17 protein-coding genes are annotated in these 16,068 nt (G+C 52.9%); 4 read left to right on the top strand and 13 right to left on the bottom strand.

Annotation, left to right across the window (positions count from 1 at the left end; genetic code table 11):
- Positions 1-22 precede the first annotated feature (22 nt).
- A complete protein-coding gene (locus ACI31J_RS00310) occupies positions 23-1,069 on the top strand; it encodes an aldose epimerase family protein (protein WP_439772474.1) in 1,047 nt (348 codons plus the stop codon).
- Positions 1,070-1,124: 55 nt separating this feature from the next.
- On the top strand, positions 1,125-1,361 hold the full coding sequence (locus tag ACI31J_RS00305) for a PspC domain-containing protein (RefSeq protein ID WP_439772473.1): 237 nt from the start codon (positions 1,125-1,127) through the stop codon (positions 1,359-1,361).
- Between the two features lie 86 nt (positions 1,362-1,447).
- Here ACI31J_RS00305 and fucP read toward each other — a convergent pair whose 3' ends face one another.
- The 7 genes from fucP to ACI31J_RS00270 all read right to left on the bottom strand — a co-directional run bounded on the left by fucP (position 1,448) and on the right by ACI31J_RS00270 (position 6,290).
- Complete coding sequence (fucP, locus tag ACI31J_RS00300; protein WP_439772472.1) at positions 1,448-2,788, bottom strand: L-fucose:H+ symporter permease; 1,341 nt, start codon at positions 2,786-2,788, stop codon at positions 1,448-1,450.
- Between the two features lie 10 nt (positions 2,789-2,798).
- On the bottom strand, positions 2,799-3,194 hold the full coding sequence (gene rbsD, locus ACI31J_RS00295) for a D-ribose pyranase (protein WP_439772471.1): 396 nt from the start codon (positions 3,192-3,194) through the stop codon (positions 2,799-2,801).
- A gap of 200 nt (positions 3,195-3,394) precedes the next feature.
- Positions 3,395-4,240: a DUF6681 family protein gene (locus tag ACI31J_RS00290; RefSeq protein ID WP_439772470.1), complete on the bottom strand. Its 846-nt coding sequence runs from the start codon at positions 4,238-4,240 to the stop codon at positions 3,395-3,397.
- Positions 4,241-4,256: 16 nt separating this feature from the next.
- Positions 4,257-4,745 (bottom strand): hypothetical protein, encoded by a 489-nt coding sequence (locus ACI31J_RS00285; protein WP_439772469.1) that lies wholly within the window; start codon positions 4,743-4,745, stop codon positions 4,257-4,259.
- Positions 4,746-4,817: 72 nt separating this feature from the next.
- Complete coding sequence (locus ACI31J_RS00280; RefSeq protein ID WP_439772468.1) at positions 4,818-5,261, bottom strand: Fur family transcriptional regulator; 444 nt, start codon at positions 5,259-5,261, stop codon at positions 4,818-4,820.
- A 29-nt stretch (positions 5,262-5,290) separates the two neighbouring features.
- Positions 5,291-5,866, bottom strand: a complete 576-nt coding sequence (locus tag ACI31J_RS00275) for a guanylate kinase (RefSeq protein ID WP_439772467.1) — start codon at positions 5,864-5,866, stop codon at positions 5,291-5,293.
- A 10-nt stretch (positions 5,867-5,876) separates the two neighbouring features.
- Entirely contained in the window at positions 5,877-6,290 is a 414-nt protein-coding gene (locus tag ACI31J_RS00270) for a bis(5'-nucleosyl)-tetraphosphatase (protein ID WP_439772466.1), read from the bottom strand.
- A 151-nt stretch (positions 6,291-6,441) separates the two neighbouring features.
- On the opposite strand from ACI31J_RS00270, the gene ACI31J_RS00265 reads away from it, so the two are divergent.
- Entirely contained in the window at positions 6,442-7,833 is a 1,392-nt protein-coding gene (locus tag ACI31J_RS00265; RefSeq protein ID WP_439772465.1) for an amino acid permease, read from the top strand.
- Positions 7,834-7,869: 36 nt separating this feature from the next.
- Here the strand turns inward: ACI31J_RS00265 and ACI31J_RS00260 are convergent, their stop codons facing one another.
- The 6 genes from ACI31J_RS00260 to ACI31J_RS00235 form a co-directional block, all read right to left on the bottom strand.
- Positions 7,870-8,814 carry a sugar-binding transcriptional regulator gene (locus tag ACI31J_RS00260; protein ID WP_439772464.1) on the bottom strand — a complete coding sequence of 315 codons (945 nt, stop codon included), beginning with the start codon at positions 8,812-8,814 and terminating at the stop codon, positions 7,870-7,872.
- A 67-nt stretch (positions 8,815-8,881) separates the two neighbouring features.
- Positions 8,882-9,535, bottom strand: a complete 654-nt coding sequence (gene deoC / locus ACI31J_RS00255) for a deoxyribose-phosphate aldolase (RefSeq protein WP_439772463.1) — start codon at positions 9,533-9,535, stop codon at positions 8,882-8,884.
- Between the two features lie 148 nt (positions 9,536-9,683).
- Positions 9,684-10,757, bottom strand: coding sequence for an ABC transporter substrate-binding protein (locus tag ACI31J_RS00250; protein WP_439772462.1), 1,074 nt, complete (start codon positions 10,755-10,757; stop codon positions 9,684-9,686).
- Positions 10,754-11,572, bottom strand: a complete 819-nt coding sequence (locus ACI31J_RS00245) for an ABC transporter permease (protein WP_439772461.1) — start codon at positions 11,570-11,572, stop codon at positions 10,754-10,756. The genes ACI31J_RS00250 and ACI31J_RS00245 overlap by 4 nt, the downstream gene beginning before the upstream one ends.
- On the bottom strand, positions 11,569-12,378 hold the full coding sequence (locus ACI31J_RS00240) for an ABC transporter permease (protein WP_439772460.1): 810 nt from the start codon (positions 12,376-12,378) through the stop codon (positions 11,569-11,571). Before ACI31J_RS00240 ends, ACI31J_RS00245 begins: the two co-directional genes overlap by 4 nt.
- Positions 12,378-13,469 (bottom strand): ABC transporter ATP-binding protein, encoded by a 1,092-nt coding sequence (locus ACI31J_RS00235; protein WP_439772459.1) that lies wholly within the window; start codon positions 13,467-13,469, stop codon positions 12,378-12,380. Before ACI31J_RS00235 ends, ACI31J_RS00240 begins: the two co-directional genes overlap by 1 nt.
- Before the next feature lie 141 nt (positions 13,470-13,610).
- On the opposite strand from ACI31J_RS00235, the gene ACI31J_RS00230 reads away from it, so the two are divergent.
- Positions 13,611-16,019, top strand: a complete 2,409-nt coding sequence (locus ACI31J_RS00230; protein ID WP_439772458.1) for a Xaa-Pro dipeptidyl-peptidase — start codon at positions 13,611-13,613, stop codon at positions 16,017-16,019.
- Positions 16,020-16,068 lie beyond the last annotated feature (49 nt).

Raw genomic sequence — 16,068 nt, 5'->3', positions numbered from 1 at the left:
AATATGCAGGAGGCGTTTGATCATGAAGATTGCAACGGAAAAATTCGGTGAATACCGCAACCAGGATGTCATGAAGTACACCCTGACCAACGATAACAATGTTAGCATCAGTGTCCTCAACTTCGCGGGGATTTGGCAGGCCTACATGGTTCCTAACACGCGGGGCGGCCGCGTCAACCTCCTTCTGGCCGCCGACACCTTTGATCCATACATCGAGCACGGCAGCCTCTATGCCGGGCGGATCATCGGGCGGGTTGCCGGCCGGATCGCCGACGGTAAGTTCGACATCGACGGTCAATCATACAGCGTCCCCACCAACGAGGCTGACAACCTCCTCCATGGGGGCGCCAACGGGCTTTCCCAGCAGTTCTACCAGGTAGAAACTAAACAGGACGGGGACAAGCTGCAGGCCATCCTGACCACCAGCATTGACACAACCACCGACCACTTCCCAGGCAAGGAAGATGTCAAAATCACTTACACCCTGGCCAACGATAACAGCGTCACGATCGACTTTGATGGTCAGACCGATGAAAAGACCCTCTTTAACCCCACTAGCCACACCTACTGGAACCTGTCCGGCGAGGCCAAGACAATCCAGGGCCACGTTCTGAGTCTCAATTCTACCTACCACCTACAATTAGATGACAATAAGATTCCAACCGGTAAGAAAATTCTGAACAAGAACACCCCGTTTGACTTCCGTTACCCAACCGTCCTCGGGACCGCCCTCCAACACCTGCAAGAGGAACACAATCCGGAAGGCGGCTTCGACGACGCCTTTGTGGTCCTGCCAAGCAACCGGCTGGCGCACGAACCCGTCGCCGTACTGATGGACGCCGCCACGGGCCGCAAGATCAAGATGTACTCTGATCGCAACGGCTTGGTAATTTACACCGCCAACGGACTTAAGGTCAGCGACTACAACCGTCCTGCCGGAAGCTGGTTCGCCATCGCACTTGAGGGGCAGACCCTGCCAGATGCCCCCCACCACTCACAGTTTGGTGACATTGCCTTGCGTCCTGGTCACCCTGAACACTACCAGTTGCGTTACGAGTACTTCGCCTAAAGAAATGGTATAATTAAAGTAGTTATTGATACCGTCTGGATTGGAGGTTTTGACTATGAAAAAGAAATTAACCAAGTCTAAGAACAAGGTCTTCCTCGGGGTCTGTGGCGGTCTTGCCAACTACTTCCACGTTGACCCCACCATCGTTCGACTGATCGCCCTCGTCCTCCTGGTCATGACCGGGTTCTTCCCAGTCGGCCTGATCTACCTGGTTGCCGGGCTGATCATGCCTGATGCCGATGCCAAGGATGATGACAATGTCGTTGAGGGCGAATTCAAGGAACGCAAGTAACCAAATATAAAATTGCAAAAAAGAACACTGCTCTGGGGAGGGAAATCTTCCAGAACAGTGTTTTTTAGTGTATTTTTGATTAAATCTTATTCACCATCGTGAACTTCGTTAGGGTGCTGCATTTCCCAACGGTGCTCCGTCCAGAAGTAAATAGTGATCAGGGCAAAGCAGATTGCTGGCACGATGAATGAGAACTGCATGGAGCCGCTCAGGTCAGATACCCGTCCCTGAACAGCAGGGATGATGGCCCCACCGATCAGCGACATCACGATGAAGGCACCACCGGTTTCGGTGTACTTCTTTTCGTGAATTTGATCCAGGGTGTGAGCGTAAATCGTTGGCCATTCTGGACCGAAGAAGAAACTAGTCGTGATGGCAGCGATAACGGCCGTCATGTTTGGCACCGTGAAGGTTACGACCAGAGAAATCGTCCCCAACAGGGAGAACCAAGTCAGCACCTTGGTGATGGAGTAGCGGTCCAAGAACCAGTTGGCAACCAGCTTACCGAAGAACCAAGCAATGTAGCTGTAGATCATGAAGGTTGAAGCTGCGGAGTCGGAGATGTGAGAATCAAGCCGCAAAGCCAGCCGAATGGTGAAGGACCAAACCGTGGTCTGCATTCCGGCGTAGATGAACTGGCACAGAACCCCCTTCATGTACCGCTTGTTGTGGAAGAGGTAGTTGAAGGTCTCACCCAGCTTTGGTTGAGCTTCTGCTGAGCCGGTTGAGAGGGCCTTAGCCCGTGGCATCTTAGTTACGGCCAGGACAATGAAGATGATGATCAAAACGATCAGGATGTACTTGTATGGCCGCAGGGTCAGTTGCAACAGATGCTGGTTGTAGGCTTCTGCCTCAGCCTTGGACATCTTAGCAACCTTGTCGGCAATGTTACCACCCTCACCGAAGATCAGGTACTTACCGAGGACGATCCCCATGATATCCCCAAGCGGGATCAAGACGTTAGCAATGTTCAGCCGCTTGTTAGCAGTGGCCTGTGGGCCGAACATTGTGGCGTAGGTATCACAACTGGTTTCCAAGAAACTCAGACCGATCGCGATGGCGAAGATAGCAGCCAGAAACATGCTGTAAGTGGCCACGTGTGAAGCCGGGAAGAACATCCCACAACCGATGATGTAGAATAACAAACCAGTTAAAATTGCAAGCTTGTAGGATGTCTTCTTGATCAAGATTGAGGCTGGAATAGCCATCAGGAAATAACCACCGTAGAAGGCACTCTGCACGAAGGCCGTGGCCGTATCGTTCAGAGTGAAGACCGTCTTGAACTGCGTGATCAGGATATCGTTCAGACTGGCAGCCGCTCCCCATAACGGGAAGATTAAGCATAAGATAACGAATTGAAACATTGGCGTCCGGCTAAGGTAACCGTTCGGCAGCTGTTCCCAGCTTTGCTTTTTAGCTTTATCCATGATTGACCTCCTAGAAAGTTACGCCGGATTCCAAGATGATGTTGGAGTATGGTGTCATTTCACCAGTCCGAATGAAGGCATGGGTCTTGGCCAGGTCCTTCTTCAGCTGGCTGTGGGGAACAAAGGCAACTTCGACGTCCGGCAGAATTTCCTTAATGGCTGCCAATTGTTCAGGATTTTGGTCCTTGATCTCTTCAGCAAGGTAGATCTTTTGAACCTTCATTTCCTTCAAAACGTTCTTCAACACATCGATGAAACTTGGCAGTTCCTTGTCGAGTGCCAAGTCGATCTTCTTAGTTCCGAATGGTACCGGCATTCCGGCGTCACCGATTGAAAGCCAGTCCATGTGGCCCATGTTGGCAACAACAGCGGAAATTTCTGAATTAATAATTCCAGTCTTTTTCATTGCAAATCAATCCTCCATATTTTTTGCGGTTTAACGTTTTAGTAAACCGCTTTACCAAAACAACGATGTGTATAATACCACATTGCGAAAACGATTACAAAGGATTTTCTTATTTCCAGCCATTCAATATAATTATTTTTATAAATTAAAAGTGAATTCTTTAACATTCCTCGTTAAAGAATTCACTTTGCAATTTTATATTATTCTTTTTGGCGCTCACGATAAGCGACCTGAGCATTCAACCCGTAATCAGCCGTCGTCATAATAGTCGACCCCCGGCGGCCCGGGATCTTGTTCGGGCCGCCAACTACGGCTAGATTTGCTAGATAGATCTGATAGCGGTGATGGGCCGTTGCCGCATCAGTCAGCCCGATCTTGACAATATGGCCAACCGCCCGGCGTTCCATCTGGTTCATCCCGATGTAGATTTCCAGTCGGTGCCGGAGCGGATCATGGACCAGCTCAAAGTACGGCGGCACCGAGCCAGCGTTTAGGGCTGGGATCGGCTGGTTGGTCTGGGCGTATTGTTCAACAATCTCCTGATCACTGAGCCCGCTGTAGTTGTTGACGAAGATCCCCTGTTCCAAGAGGCTGTCAACGACTTCCTGGAGATTACGCTGCTCATGGTCATCAATCGCCACTACCGCCGGAATGGTATCCGCACCATTGAACACCCCGTTAGAGTTATTAGCTAAATCCCGGGCAAGCTGCTGCTGGGCCTTGAAGGACGGCTGAGTGGTGTTGCCTGAGGTTTCAAACTTCTGGCCAGTGATCTTGGCAAAGCGTGGTGACAAGAAGTCCAGTTGCGAAGTCTTGCCAAGAAAGTAGAAGACGAAGTTGAGGTAGAGAAAGTAAGTGATTGCGAGGACTGCCAGCAGATAGAGGAACCCCCGTAACCAGACGTGGTTCATGAACAGCCGGAAGGTAACGTACACCAGGTAGATGTCCCCCAGGCTCGCAATTCCGATATATATCCGGCTCTTCAGCTTGGCGTCCAAGTTGAAGTAGCTCAGTGATGAATTAATCATATCAAGGAAACTAAACATATTAATTCAACACCTCCTATTGGTTGTTGCTCTGCGTAGTCGTAGTACCGCCAGTGGTTCCAGTTTCCTGGCTGGTATTGCTACCGCCAGTATTGCTTTGCGTGCCGCCGGTGGTTCCAGTCGTTTGGTTGCTCTTAGTAGTCTGGCTGCTACCCTGATTGGTATTGCCAGTCGACCGGTTAGTATTTTCGTTAGTCTGTGTGTTGTCTTCGTCGTTATCGTTGTTGGAGTTGCTCGTTTTTGTAGTCTGATTATTATCGTTATTGCTACGTTGCTGAGCAGAACTGCTGTTAGCATCGTCATCGTCATCGCGACTGGAATTTTTTGAAAATTTCTGACTGTCACCTGACACGGATTCGTCCGTTCGTTGCGAAGAAACCCGGCTAACCTTGGCCCCTTCGTTGGTATGAGTGGTCTTGTTTACAACCACGTTGGTTGCCCCCAGTGCCAAAACTAGTGATACCAGGGCAAAGGGGGTTACTAAAGGTGGAATTTTTCCTGCCATATTGCTATTCTCCTTTTCTCAGCTAATATCATACACTCTTTTGTAGTAAAAAGTGTTAAGGAAAATTGAAGATTATTTGTTGGTCAATTCCTTTGCACGGCACTGGGCACAGATCCCATGCAACTCAAAGCTGTGACCGGTAATCTTGATTCCTGGCAGCTGACGCTCAAAAAAGGCGTCATCAATGGGCATCATCTTGATTTCCTGAACCCGGCCGCACCGGTCACAGATGAAATGGTGGTGGTGGACCGAATCACAACAGTACTTGACCTGCATCTGGTCATCATGCTGGCGCAACTCAACGATTCCCAGTTCCTCAAACTCTTTAAAATTACGGTAGATCGTGTTGTGGCTGAGTCCCGGGTAGGCACGCCGCAGGTACTGGTCGACACTAGTGATGTCAACATAGCGAGTCGGGTCCTCGGCCACCGCCGTAATCATCATCTTGCGCTGTTTGGTCCAGCGCAGGTGATGCTTTTTTAAGACCTCCTGAGCCCGTTCAACCAATTCCTGCACAATCACTCCTCCTATCTAGTCGTTTTATTCTAATTACTGTCTGGACCCGCCATTATTTTGCCGACCAACTGATCGATTTTCTGACAGGTCGCATTCCACTGGTCGTTGGTAATCACGTGGGCAATTCCGGCTAGTTCCGTCGGCAAATTAAGGTCCCGCCGGTATTCCTTGCTGCTCAAGCGTGACTCGATAGCACTGCGCTGGTCGCCACGCTGGGTCATCCGCTTAGCTAATACAGTCATTTTCGAAACCGTCAGGAAGACGATCACCGCCTGGCTGCCCAGTTCTCGGTGGTAGGTCAGTGCCCCAGCCGTATCCAGGACGATCACGCAGTCTTGACCGTTCTGCCAGCCTTCTTCCAGGCCCTCGTAGGATGAACCATACTGGGCGCCGTCGTAGGTTACCTTTTCCAATAAATGGCGGCGGGCCATTGAAGCATCGTCTTCGAAATGGTAGTCAACCCCATCCTGCTCACCCGGCCGCGGCGCACGGGTCGTGTGGGTAATCACCCGGTGCATATTGTAATGTTCACGCAGGTAGTTGGCCACCGTTGTCTTCCCGGAGCCGGCCGCCCCACAAATAATAAAAACGTGTTTTTTATCCATTATTACTTAACTACTTCGTCAGATGGTCGTTAACCTGATCAAGCAGCTGCTTGAGGTTATCGTAGGTCAGGCGTTCCCGGGCATCTTGGTAGTTAAACCAGCCGCAGTTCTTGATCTCTTCAGCCTGGAGGTGAATATCCTCATGATCGGTTAAGTTAGCGGTATAGAGGGTCATCTGCTTTCGGTTGCCGTTTGGTAGGTCGTACTCGGTGTAGACGTGGAAGCTCGTATCGATCGGTAATACCAGCTGGGTCTCTTCACGGATCTCCCGTTCAGCGGTTTCCTTTAAGCTTTCGTTTCCCTCGACGTGCCCCTTGGGGAAACCCCAGAAGTGGCCCTTGTTCTGACTCTCCAGTAGGAGGTATTCGATGCCACAGTCCGTGCGCCGGTATACTACTGCACCACTCGTTACTTCGATTGCCATAACTAATCCTCTCCTTAAGCAATATGGTTAATATTATTAAGTTAGTCTTAATTTTCTCATTGACTTTTAATCTAATTGCTGGTTATTATTAATAGATAAATAGTGCACTCAGGCACTACGTTTTATTATAACAAAGAAAGGTGGTTTAGCGATGGGCTTAAACATTCTCCGTAAGGAAAGTCTTGACCGTTACTTGGGGGCGGACCAGAAGTTCGTTAAGTCAATGACCGCTAAAGATTTAATGGCGATCGGCATTGGAGCGGTGATTGGGACGGGGATCTTCATCCTTCCCGGAACAATCGCCGCGCAATCAGCTGGTCCAGGAGTAACCTTATCATTTTTCCTCTCCGCGATCGTCTGTGCCCTCGCTGCGATGTGTTATGCGGAGTTCTCTTCAGCACTTCCCGTCGCCGGGAGTGCCTACTCATACGGTAACATTGTCTTCGGTGAATTCTTCGGCTGGCTATTGGGCTGGGCCCTGGTCCTGGAATACATGCTCGCGGTGGCGACCGTTTCTACCGGGTGGGCGGCCTACTTTAATTCGCTGATTAATTCGTTTGGTCTTAAGTTGCCCAAGGCCTTAAGCGGTCCCTTCGATCCGGCTCACGGCACCTACGTCAACATCGTGGCAGTGGCGATTGTCCTGCTGATCGCGCTGATGCTCGCTCACGGGATGCAATCATCGATGCGGATCAATGACTTTGCCGTGGTATTGAAACTAGCAATTATTCTGATCTTTATTGGGGTGGGCCTGTTCTTCATCAAGCCAAGCAATTACCACCCATTCATGCCCTACCACTTCAAGGGTGTCATTCACGGGGCCACGCTCGGTTTCTTTGCCTACCTGGGCTTCGACGTGGTTTCCAGTTCAGCCGCTGAAGTCAAAAATCCAAAGAAAAACATGCCGATCGGGATCATTGGGACATTGGTGATCGCTACCATTCTCTACATGGGTGTGGCCGCCGTCCTTACCGGGATGGTTAAGTACACTAAGCTAAACGTCGCTAACCCGGTCGCCTACGCCCTGCAGCTGGTCCACCACGGTTGGCTGGCCGACCTCTTGTCCATCGGGGCCCTCGTGGGGATGTTCACCATGATGATCTCCATGATCTACTCCAGCTCCCGGTTGGTTTACGCGATTGGTCGTGACGGGCTATTACCTTCCAAGCTAGCCCAGTTCGATGAAAAACACCACTCACCACAGATTGCCCTCTGGGTAGTCTCAATTATCATTGCCATCATGGGTGGCCTGGTGCCACTGGATGAATTGACCAGTCTGGTCAACATCGGGACCCTGTTTGCCTTCACCCTGGTATCGTTCGGGATCATCCCCCTGCGCCGCCGGAAGGATATCGGCAACCGGGGCGGCTTCAAGGTGCCGCTCTACCCAGTCCTGCCAATCCTCTCTGGTTTGGCCTGCCTGGGAATGATGACCCAGCTGTCCAAGACCACCTACATCGGTGCGGGAATCTGGTTCACCATCGGAATCATTATCTACTTTGCCTACGGTTACCGGCACAGTAAATTGAATAAGAATAACTAAGCAAAAGGCTTCGGGAAATCCTCGAAGCCTTTTTTATTAGTCCTCAATTAGGTGCAACGCTACGTTAGCATCGGTCACCAGGACGTTAGCATATCGGCCAGCCAATGCAGCCCGGATTGCCGGCAATTTTGCCATTCCGCCGGCGATCAGTACGGCCTGGCGTTTTTCCTTCATCTGCTCGATCGGCAGGGCCACCGTCCGAGCGGTCAACGCCGGATCAACAATTTTACCGCCAGCGTCAACAAATTGGGAAACAATGTCCCCGACCGACTCTTTTTGCAACTCAGCGATTTCTTTTTTAGTCAAGTAGCCGAGTTCAAACAGGGTGGCATCCGGCGCGGTCGTTCCTACCGTAAAGAGGGCGACCTGAGCCTGCTGGGCAGCGGTCAGGATGCTATGAATGAAGCGATCCTGGACGACCATTTTCTTGATTTCCTCATTATCGAAGATTACGGGCAGCGGCAGAATTTCCGCCTGGGTATGATAGCAGGCGTTGAAGTGCTTAGTTACCTCAACGACGAAGTTATTATGGGTCGAGTTGGCGACCGTTCCCTTCAGGTAGACCACCTGCACGTTTTTGCGTTCGCTTGGCTGAAGGTGGCGGGCCACGGAAGCCAGAGTGCGGCCCCAGCTGATTCCAATCGTATCGTTATCTTGAATGATCTGCGGCAAATAAGAAGCGGCGGCCTGCCCCAGCAGGTCGAGGTCTTCTTGATAATTACCCGCCGGCCCTACGTCGGCGATCACAACATCATCAAGCCGGTATTTACGTTGCAGTTGCGCCTTGAGGTCATCAGCATTGCTCAAGGGATCGGTCACCTGAATGTTTACGATGTTGTTGTCCCGGGCATACTGGAGGGCCCGCGAGATGGTCGGCCGCGAGAGGTTCAGCTTCTTGGCGATCTGCGCCTGGGTCGCCCCTTCCAGGTAGTAGAGACGGCTGATCGCTACCGCCTGCTTAATTTGATGCTTTGTATCCATCTAATACCTCGTTCTTAAATTAAAAAGTGGTTGGCAATCCAACCACTTTTCCCAGCTTCTTACTTAATTATTCCTTACCGATAACCTTCATACTGTGGCTAACCCCAAGACGGGTAGCACCAGCATCAATCATTGCTTGTGCCTCTTCAGCAGAGTGGATACCACCGGAAGCCTTAACTGCCGTGTTCGTACCCTTCGTTGCAGCAGCCATCAGTTCAACGGCGTGAACCGTTGCCCCTTCAGTAGAGAAACCAGTGGAAGTCTTGACAAAGTCAGCACCAGTCTTGGCAACAATCTGAGAAGCCTTGGTAATCTCATCATCAGTCAACAGGCAGCTTTCGATGATGACCTTAACAACCTTGCCCGCCTTGTGACCAGCGTCAACAACGGCTTGGATGTCTTCTTCAACCTTGTCGTAGTGCTTGGACTTCATTTCACCGATGTTCATCACCATATCGAGTTCATCAACCCCATTTTCAATGGCATCTTCGGACTCGGCAACCTTGATCTTAGTGGTGTTGGCCCCGAGTGGGAAACCAATCACGCATGCCGTAACAACATCAGTGCCGGCCAGCGCCTTATGAACCTTGGCAACCCAGTATGGGTTAACCATTACCGTGTGGAAGTGGTTGTCGATGGCCTGCTTGATGACCGTGTCGATCTGTTCTTCAGTTGCGTCGGGTGCTAATAAGGTGTGGTCGATGTACTTGTTAAATTCCATGATTAATTCCTCCTCTTTGTTTACAAAATGATTGTAGCACTCGTTTTACATTTGTTCAAGTCTTTTTGAAATATTGTAAAACAGGCAGTGAAAAAAGTGGCCCCGCATCCAAAGAAGTTGGATATGGGGCCACTTAAATAGCTTCAGGTCACTTGGCAAACATCTTAAACTCAAGGAAGAGGTCATTGTACTCGCCCAACACGTGCAGCGGCAGGTCGCGATACGTCTGCAGGTGCTTCATCGTGCTTTGTGGCGGGTAGAACGCCCGATTTTCAGTCACGCTCTTAGGCAGCAATTGCTTGGCCTTTCGGTTAGGGGTCGCATAGCCAACATAACGGGCATTTTGCGCCGCGTTGGCAGGCTGTAGCATGAAGTTGATAAACTGGTAGGCAGCTTTCTTATTCCGGGCAGATTTTGGAATCACCATGTTGTCAAACCAGATGTTGCTTCCCTCACTCGGTACGACGTAGTGAAGGTGGTGGTTGACACTCATCATCTCGCGGGCATCCCCCGAGTAGGTCACCCCGACCGCCGCCTCGTTTTGTTCCATATACATCTTCATCTCGTCGGCAATGACCGCCTTGACGTTGGGAGTCAATTGCTTGAGGTGGCGTTGGGCTCGCCGGAGCTGGTGATAGTTGGTAGTGTTGACCGAGTCCCCCTGGGTGATCAGGGCCATAGCGAAGACGTCCCGGGCGCTGTCGATCAGCATCACGTTGTTCTTCAATCGCGGGTTCCACAGCTGGGCCCAGTGCTGGACGTCGCGCCCGTCCACCATCTGGTCGTTATAGATGATCCCGAGCGTCCCCCAGAAATACGGCACCGAGTAGCGGTTGCCCGGATCAAAGGACCGGTTCAAGAATTGGGGATCGATGTAGCGCAGGTTCGGCAACTTCCGGTGGTCTAGGGGCGCAATCAGGTGCTCCTTTTTCATCCGCTGAACCGTGTACTCGCTGGGAATCACCAGGTCATAGTTGGTCCCACCCTGGCGAATCTTAGTCAGCATCGACTCGTTACTGTCGAAGGTCTCGTAATCGACGTGGTAGCCGGTCTGGTGTTCAAACTTGGTGATCAAGGCCGGATCAACGTAGTCCCCCCAGTTGTAGATGGTAACCGTGCGCCGGCCGGCCTGGTCAGTCCGCCGGTTCAAGGCGTATTCGCCAAAGGCCAGCAGCAGGCAGAGGGCCAGGATCCCCGCCATGGCAGCAAACAGCTTTTTCATTGGGCATCCCCCTCCTTTACGGCCACGATCCGATTGCGGCGGCCACTATGCTTGCTGATGAAGTAGTAACCGACTACCAGCATTAGCGAGACGATGAACATCAGGGTTGACAGGGCGTTAATCTCCAGGTTGATTCCCTGCCGCGCCCGGGAGTAGATCTCCACCGACAAAGTTGAGAAGCCATTCCCAGTGACAAAGAAGGTCACGGCAAAATCATCCAGCGAATAGGTCAGGGCCATAAAGTAGCCGGCGAAAATCCCCGGCGCAATGGCCGGCAGAACGACCCGGGAGAGGGCCTGCCAACGCGAAGCCCCCAGGTCATAGGCGGCATCGACTAGGGTCGGCGACAACTCGTTGAGCTTGGGCAGCACCATCAGCACTACGATCGGGATACAAAAGGCGATGTGGCTGAGCAGGACCGACATGAAGCCCAGCCGAATGCCGAGGACAGTGAAGAAGATCAGAAAACTGGCCCCGATGATGACGTCTGGTGAAACCATCAGGACGTTGTTCAAGGACATGAGACTATTACGCCAGGTTCCCCGGCTATTCTTGATCATCAGTGCTCCTATCGTACCGATGATGGTCGCAATCAGCGACGCCAGCAGGGCCACGATCAGGGTATTGATAACAATCGTGATCATTCGCCCGTCGGCAAAGAGGTCCGCGTAGTGCTGGAAGGAGAAGCCGTGATACTTCTCCATCGTCTTGCCGGCACTGAAGGAAAAAATCATTAGATACAGGATCGGGGCATACAGGATCACAAAAACCAGGGCCAGGTACAGGCCGCCCCAGGTAAAACGGTGCTTTTTCATCCGCGGTGACCTCCTTTCTGCCGGCCCTCACCGGTGACAAACATGACCAGAAACATTGCCAAGATCAAGATCACCCCGATGGTCGAGCCCATTCCCCAATTCTGGGTGGTCAAAAAGTGCTCCTCGATCGCGGTCCCCAGGGTGATGACCCGGTTTCCGCCGATCAGCCGGGTGATCATGAAGAGGGAGAGCGACGGGATGAAGACGGCCTGAATCCCGGCCTTGACCCCCGGTAAAGACAGCGGCCAGACAACCTTGGTAAAGGTCTGCCACTGGCTCGCCCCGAGGTCCTTGCTGGCATTGATCAGTGACGGGCTGATCTCAGCCAGTGAGTTAAAGATCGGCAGGACCATAAAGGGGATCTCAATGTAGGCCGCCACAAACATGAAGCTGGCATCGGTGAACAACAACTGATGGCTGCCCAGGCCGACAAAGCGCAGGAACTGGTTGACCGTCCCCGTCTGACTGAAGAGGCCGATGAAGGCGTAGGTCTTCAGTAGGAGGTTGATCCAGGTTGGCAGGATCACCAAGAGAAGCCAGAACTGCTTGTTCGGCAACCGATTCAAGACGTAGGCGGTCGGGTAGCTGATCACCAGCGTTACCAGGGTAATCAAAAAGGCGTACCAGACCGAGTTGAGGGTCATCTTGAGATAGACCCGCGAGGTCAGGTAGGTCGCGTAATTGCTCAGGGTCGCCTGACCATCAATGTTGAAGAACGATTGGTAGAAGATCAGCACGAGCGGGGCGATCACAAAGAGCAATATCCAGAGCGTATAAGGAAGGGTGAAGAGTACTTTCTGCCGCATCAGTCGTCCTCCTCATAGCTATCCAGGCGGGCGTCAAAGTCCTCCTCGCTTTCGTTGTAACGCATCACATGGATGTCTTCTGGGTCAAAGGCCAGACCAACCTGGGCCCCCACCGTGGTCTTGTGGATGGAGTTGATCCGCCATTCGTGGTTGCGCTGGTCGTGGGCGGTGATCTGGTAATCGACGCCCCGGAAGAGCTGCGTGTCGACGGTGACCGTCAGCTTGCCCTGATCAACCGTGGTGATGTCCAGGTCCTCAGGCCGGATCACCACCTCGACGCGTTCATTAGGCCGCATCCCGGCGTCGACGCACTCGAAGTCCTGGCCATCGATCGTCACCAGGTAGTCTTCCTTCATCACGCCGGGGACAATGTTGCTCTCCCCGATAAAGTCGGCGACAAAGTGGTTCAAGGGCTCATCATAAATGTCGACCGGGGTTCCGCTCTGTTGGATCGTCCCGTCGTTGATAATCATGATCTGGTCACTCATCGCCAGCGCCTCTTCCTGATCGTGGGTGACGAAGATAAAGGTGATTCCTAGTTGCCGTTGAAGCTGTCGCAATTCAGTCTGCATCTGTACCCGCAGCTTGTGGTCCAAGGCGGACAGGGCTTCATCTAAGAGCAGGAGTTTTGGCCGGTTGACGATCGCTCGGGCAATCGCTACCCGTTGCCTTTGTCCACCGGACATGGCAGTGATCTCCCGCTGGCCGTAACCATCCAGTTGAACTAGGTGGAGGGCCTCCTTCACCCGCTGGTCAATCTCACCTTTCTTAACCCCCTTGATCTGCAGGCCGAACGCCACGTTTTCCGCCACGTTCATGTGCGGAAAAAGAGCATAGTCCTGAAAGACCGTGTTGACCTGGCGGCGGTTGGCCGGGACGTCATTGATCCGCCGCCCGTCGAAGTAAATATCACCGCTGGTCGGCTGGTCAAAGCCGGCAATCAGGCGCAGAATTGTGGTTTTCCCGGAGCCGGATGGACCCAGCAGGGTGTAGAATTTGCCGGCCTCAATCTCAAAGTCAATGTCGCGCAGGACCACGTTATCGCCGAACTGCTGAGAGACATGCCGAAACTCCATGATGTTATTGCTCATTGCTGCTCACCATCTTTCCTATCTAAAACTTTGCAAACAGATAAATTATACCCTTTCTGGGCCGGAAAAGCGCCCGCCAAAACTGATTAATTTCGCCATCAGTGCGATAATAAGGATAGAAAACTTTGCGAGGTGTTTATTATGAAAATCAACCAATTCAGTATCGCACCAACCAGCCCCGCCCAGCGGCAGGCCGAGCTCAAAGAACTCCGCCTGCTCAAAGGTGATGAGCAGGCCACAATGGGCGCTAAGGAACTGCTTGAAACACTCCTGGTCCGCACCCACCTCTCCTGTGCCATGCCACTAACCGGCAAGGAGTGGCTCCATGACCTGTTGGCTACCCCGACCGTCGCCCTCGATGACTGGTTTACCAGTGACCAAGCACTGACGAATGCGGTCTTCTACCGACTTGCCCTCCAGCTGTTAGGCTTTGAACCCGGCGTCGACTTCCAACTCGCCGACCCGCTAGCGGCCTGGCACAAGTTTGGTCTCCCAGCGGAAGAACATGATCAGTGGACCGCACGGGACGTCGCCAGTGCCTACTACCTCCTCTTAAACACCCGTGGGAAGGGTGGGCAGATCTTCGTTGACCAGCTGACCGCGGATGGTTTTCTGGCCTGGTCCTACCAGCTGCCGGCCGACCAAAAGCCGCTCTTCTTCAACGGTAAACCTTTGGCCAGTTTCGACCCCGCTCAGTTCATCCGGGAGGTCGTCTACGTTGAGACCGACATGGACACCGACTTCGATGGCCAAGCCGACCTCGTCAAGGCGGAGATCATCCGGCCGATTGAATCCAGCCATGGCCTGCGAGTTCCCGCCATCTTTACCGCCAGCCCGTACAACCAGGGTACCAACGACGAGTGGGGCGACCAGGCCACCCACAAGGTTAACCACCCGATCACCCACAAAGAAGCAGGACAAACCGAACCAGTTGAAATGACCTTCCCAACCGAATTTAGTCACCGGACCGTGACGGGACACGCCCAGCAGGCAACCCAGCACTTCAGTGACAGCCCCGCCTACACTCTCAACAACTACCTGGCCGTCCGCGGTTACGCGATTGTCTACGCCGCCGGCATCGGGACGAAGGATTCCGACGGCCTGCAGACCTGCGGCTCCCCAGAGCAGACGGACTCGATGAAGGCCGTTGTAGAATGGCTCCACGGCGACCGGCGGGCCTTCACTGACCGGACCGGCGGGATCACCGTCGATGCCGACTGGTGCAACGGCAACGTCGCCATGACCGGCCGTTCATACCTCGGGACCCTGGCCACCGCCGTTGCCACTACGGGCGTTCCTGGATTGCGGGCCATCATCAGTGAGGCCGCCATTTCCAGCTGGTACGACTACTACCGGGAAAACGGCCTAGTCCGGGCCGCCGGGGGATTCCAAGGTGAAGACGCCGATACCCTAGCCGACGAGACCTTCAGCCGAACCAAGCGCCCCGCTGACTTTGCCCGGATCAAGCCAACCTATGATAAATACATTCACCAGCTGGCTCAAGCCATGGACCGGCAGACGGGAAACTACAACGCCTTCTGGGACCGGCGCAACTACCGCAAGGACATCAAGGGGATCAAGGCGGCCGTGATGATGGTCCACGGCTTAAACGACACCAACGTTAAGCCTAGCAACGTTAAGGCCCTGTACGATGCCCTACAAGAACTGCCCGTCACCAGCAAATTAGTCCTCCACCAGGGACAGCACATCTACATCAACGCCTTCCAGTCACTCGACTTCTCTGAGATGGTTAACCTCTGGCTAGCTAACAAGCTCTGGGATATCGACAACCAAGCTGACCAGGTTCTCCCAAAGGTCCTCGTCCAAGACAATGCCCAGCCCGAGACCTGGACGGCTTATGACCACTGGACGGCTGGCCAAGCCCTGACCCTTCACATGGATGAAAATAGCCTGATCGATGGCAATGTCCACGTCGCCAAGGACGTCATCTTCAATGACCACCACGATGACGCTACCTATCAGGCATGGTGCAAGGATCCGGCTAAGTGGCAGGCAGCCCTGTTCGCCGATCCAGGCCGCTTCAGCCACCGCTTCACCTCCCAGGCGGTCGAACACGATCTCCTACTGCGGGGAACCCCACGGGTCAGTCTAGCCGTTGCCAGTTCCAGCGACCACGGCCTGCTCAGTGCGGAACTCATCGACTTAGGAACAGACCGGCGACTCACCGCCAGCCCCGTGATCATCAACCGCGGTGGACTCCGGCTGGGCTACCACTGGGCAAGCGACGACCTCCGCGAGTTCCGTTTAGAAAAGAAGCCTACCGACTACAAGGTGATCGCCCGAGGCCACATCAACCTGCAAAATCGGCACGACCCGGCAACAGTTGATCCCTTGAATCCCCACGAATTGGTTAACGTTTCCTTTGATCTTCAACCAATCTTCCACCGGCTGGTTGCTGGCCACCGCTTGGGACTGATTATTTATGCAACCGATTATGCATTTACCCTGCAGGGCAACGAGGATATCAACTACCAAATTAGCCTTGAAAACGCTATTTTAACGGTCCCCGGCGTTAATCACTTGAACTAAGTTGCGGATCTGCGTTAGAATAATCTTAATATTCGCTTAGTAAATATTA

Source organism: Limosilactobacillus sp., assembly GCF_051873075.1.
GTDB lineage: Bacteria > Bacillota > Bacilli > Lactobacillales > Lactobacillaceae > Limosilactobacillus.
This window is presented reverse-complemented; position numbering and strand designations above follow the sequence as displayed.